Below are 1276 nucleotides of genomic sequence, written 5' to 3'. Positions count from 1 at the left end.
ATTATAGAAAATGGACATATTTCCTAGTAAAATTAAGTCGACCAAAACATTAATCTAAGGAGATATGCCCATGAACTATTTTACTACATCTTTAATGAAAAATCTAATTGCTAATGACAATAATCTTCCTCTTTTTGAGGAAGCTGTTGCCGAACTTTTTAGAAGTGAACTTGAAAAATCTATCAATGAAATTCTTGAACACGAACTAACTTTATTTCTAGATTATGAACGTTATGACAGAAGTAATAATGAAGATTATCGAAATGGAAGCTATATTCGTACATTCAATACTAAATATGGTGTACTCAATATTAAAATGCCTAGAGATCGTTTAGGTCTATTTTACTCAAGTCTGCTTCCTAAATATCGTCGACATGATCATTCTACTGATCAAACAATCATTGACCTATTTGATAAGGGATTATCCAATCAAGATATTTCTAGTATTGTCAATCATTTATGCGGTGCTAGTTATTCTAAACAAACAGTAAGCAATATTACAGATAAATGTATAGAAAACATTGATAAATTCAAATCTAGACAGTTATCTAAAGAATACGCTGTTGTTTATACGGATGCAACATGCATGGCCCTACGAAGAGATACTGTCGCAAAAGAAGCAGTACATATAGCAGTTGGTATTACTGTTGAAGGTACAAAAGAGATTTTAGGATACTCTATAGCACCCAACGAATCTGCTGAAATTTGGAAAGAACTTCTAGAAGATTTCAAATCAAGAGGCTTAGAAAGTGTATCGTTATTTTGTACAGATGGTCTAGCTGGTATGGAAGAAGTTATTGAACAGACTTTTCCAGCAGCTAAAATTCAAAGATGTCTAGTGCATATATCTAGAAATATAGCGGCCAAAGTACGTGTGACAGATAGAAAAGAAATACTGGATGATTTCAAAGAAGTATATAATGCATCCAAATTAGAAGAAGCATTATCAAACCTTGAAACATTTACTTCAAAATGGAAAAGAAAGTATCCTAGAGTAATTGATATTTTAGATAAAAATACGCATCTATTAACGTATTTTGATTATCCAAAGGAAGTAAGACATAGTATTTATTCAACGAATCTGATTGAAGGTTTCAACAAGCAGCTTAAGAAGAAATTTAAGTTGAAGGAACAGTTTCCAACCGAAACATCAATGGAAAAATACTTAGTATCACAATTCAATCAATACAATGAAAAATTTATGAATAGAATTCACAAAGGTTTTGGTTTAGTTGGTCGTGATCAATGGTTTCCAAATTAATAGATAACAACTAAC

General features: G+C 31.1%; 1 pseudogene. It reads left to right on the top strand.

From position 1 onward, the window contains the following. Positions 1 to 70 precede the first annotated feature (70 nt). A pseudogene (locus tag EAI80_RS13130) lies at positions 71 to 1275 on the top strand (IS256 family transposase). The last annotated feature ends 1 nt before the right edge of the window (position 1276 follow it).

Source organism: Catenibacterium sp. co_0103 (assembly GCF_004168205.1).
Taxonomy (GTDB): Bacteria; Bacillota_I; Bacilli_A; order Erysipelotrichales; family Coprobacillaceae; genus Catenibacterium; species Catenibacterium mitsuoka_A.
Note: the sequence above shows the minus strand (reverse complement) of the source record. Positions and strands in the feature narration are given on the sequence as shown.